The following is a 2,690-nucleotide window of genomic DNA, read 5'->3' as shown; positions in this document are numbered from 1 at the left end:
CCCGAGAATGCCGGCGCGGGCCAAGTCGTCGAGGACACCGTCGCTAAAGCTGGCTGCGAGGGGCATCGCGCCCATGCGCGTGGTTCTGACCTCGAGGTCGGGCACCGCCTGGCCGCCACCCGCCATGGGCCACCCGCGAGACTTGTGCGCCTCGGCCATCGCCATGCCGGCGAGAAGGGCCGCGCCGCCCCACAGCCTTTCTCCGCCGCTCAGGCCGAACGCCTTGTCAACGTGGTCCTTGCCGTACGCCGGGCGGAGCAGGAACGGCGGGACGGCGAGCGCGAGTTGGGCCGCCTCAGGGCGCTGCCGGAGCGACTGGAAGCGCGCGTACGGCTGCTGCTGCAACAGGGCCGTCGCCGGCGGCAGCTTGGAAAAGTCGGTCGGGGCCTCGAGACCGAAGAAGGCCGGCGCGGCGCTCGCGACGACCGGCACCTGAAGGCTCGCGCCCGACGCGGCCAGGTCGCCCAGCATGTTGAGGTCGTTCGAGGTCGCGACGACCTCGTGGTCGAGCAGGATCGCGGCGAGCGGCGTCCTCGAGGTCCCGTGGTCGTACTCGGGGAGCAGAATCTGGTAGTGGACGGCCTCGGCAAGTACGCTCTTGGGCGCGGCCAGAACGGACAGGCGAGCGCCTTTTCGGATGTCCAACCGCCCGATCAGCATCTTGAGGCCACGCCACGCCGCTTCGGCGCGTCGGACGTCGTCGTCCTCGACGAGGGTCGCGATCGTCCCTCGCAGGCGCCCGCCCAAGTCCTCCGCGAGCCGTCGGGCCGAGTCGCGGTCGATGGACGGGCCGGAGCCGGACGCGGCCTCGACGAGCGATCCGACGAGAGGGTTCTCGGACGGCGAGTCGTCGCCGTCGATCGAGATCATTCCCAACAAGGCGTCCAGGCTGCCGTCATCCTCCGGTGCCTTCCGCGAGGAGGACGTCGCGACGACGGCGTCCGCGAGCGCATCGGCCTGGGCGACGCCGCTCTCCTGCAGACGGGTGCGCAGCGCCTCGAGGTCGATCTTGCCTCCGGCGGCGTCCTCGAGGGCGGCGTGGGCCTGGGCGACGGACGCCAAGGTCGGGACGCGCTGGGCGATGCCGGCGGGCGTGAACGCGTCCAAGGCGTCGGCCGTCCAGGCGAGCGCTTGGCGGTTGCCCTCGTCTCCGACGGCGACCTCGAGGCGAGGCCCGTGCTCCCGCATCCGGTCCGCAAACGTGTTCGCGTCGACGTCCCATGACCGCTCGCCCTCGGTCCAGTCCTCGACGACGCCTTGCGGATCGAGGTCGGACACCAGGAAGAGGCGGAACGCGCCGCCGGTCTCTCGCTCCGAGGCGCGGTGCGCGGGGGCTGCGACGGACGTGGTGTCGGGGTCGGACGTGATCGTGAAGCCGACGGACGGAGACTCGGACATGGCAAGCGGGGAACGGGCCGCGGGGTGGAGCGAGGGACTGTCTTTATACACTGGAAACGCTGCCCGCTCCCGTCACCGGTTTCGGGAAGCCGCGCGCTATGCCTCTCGGGCGGACGTCGAGGACGGCCCTGCCTCCGTGATCTGAATCGACCCGATCTGCTCGATGGCCGTCTCGATGTCGGTCGTGAGCGGTCGGCTCGAGCGCCAGGTAAGTGTGAACACGCCGCCGTCGGGGAAGAGGACGAGTGTGTCGAGGACCGGTTCGAACGGGTAAACTGGCGGCCTCGAGGTCGAGCCTTTTCGAGGTCGGATTCGAAGCGTGATCGCGGGATGCCAGCCGGGCAGGCGGAAGCGCCGCAAGCCGTCCGGCGTCACGTTGACCAGCTCGATCTCCTCGTCGCCCTCGAGGGCGGGCATCTGGAGCGCCGGGTGGGCGCCGTTGTAGAACGCGTGGTCGAAGTCGGAAGGGAGCCCGAACGTCGGATCGAGGTCGTCGGTGCGGACGCCGGAGAGGCGCGCGCGGGGTTGCCAGCTTCGGCCGAAGAAGCCCCAGCCGACGGGGTCGGGGTGGTCGTCCCACGAGCGGACGGGCCGTGCCGGGTCCTCGAGGTTGGGGAGGCGCCGGCCGTCGACCGACTCCCGAGTCTTCTGAACGATGAATCCGCGCCCGATGGGATTCGTCTTCGCCCACGCACGCCCCTCGTGGTCGAAGCCGCCGAACGAGCGCTCGTAGACGAGAGGCATCGCGGTGAACGGCTCCGGTGTGGTCGCCTCGGGGACGACGGCCAGCTTCGACGGGAAGCTCCACCGGCGGTCTCCCACGACGCGCATCGTGTGCCGCTTGCGCCCCACCCGCAGCCCGACCTCGAGGGCGGTGACGGCTCGGCCGTTGGGCGCGTACGCGTGGCCGATTAGCACGACGTCGGCACGGGGCTTGAACACGACCGTCTCCGACTCGGTCCTCATGCTGCCGGTCACGTCGCCCTTGGTGTACTCGTCGGCCGAGGAGACCTCGAGCTGCTCCGCCGCTGGCTCGACCGGCCCGCCGGACCGCTCCGGAATAGCGTACGTGGCCTTGACGATGACGCCCAGGTGCGGCTGACGGTCCGGCCCAAGACCGATCGCCAGGCCGTGCTCGAATGGCGTCTCGTTGTGGATGGTCAAGGCGGTGGGGCTAGGGGCCGGCCGCCCTCGAGGGCGACATCGTCCCGGTCTCTGCTGGTCTCAACCTCTCGGCCGGGGCGGCACCGAGCCGAGCAGCGTGCGGCGGTCGGCAGGGGAGAGGGCCTTCC

General features: G+C 70.9%; 2 protein-coding genes. Both read right to left on the bottom strand.

Going from position 1 to position 2,690, the window contains the following annotated elements; translation table 11 throughout:
* The coding region (locus WBA11_RS15290; RefSeq protein WP_424521527.1) for a type VI secretion system contractile sheath domain-containing protein at positions 1–1,398 on the bottom strand (1,398 nt) is incomplete at its 3' end.
* Between the two features lie 96 nt (positions 1,399–1,494).
* The gene (locus WBA11_RS15285; RefSeq protein ID WP_424521526.1) at positions 1,495–2,562 is read right to left on the bottom strand and encodes a DUF2169 family type VI secretion system accessory protein; all 1,068 of its coding nucleotides are present in this window, start codon (positions 2,560–2,562) and stop codon (positions 1,495–1,497) included.
* Between the last annotated feature and the right edge of the window lie 128 nt (positions 2,563–2,690).

Origin of the sequence: Rubrivirga sp., from assembly GCF_049648075.1 — a bacterium.
GTDB lineage: Bacteria > Bacteroidota > Rhodothermia > Rhodothermales > Rubricoccaceae > Rubrivirga.
Note: the sequence above shows the minus strand (reverse complement) of the source record. Positions and strands in the feature narration are given on the sequence as shown.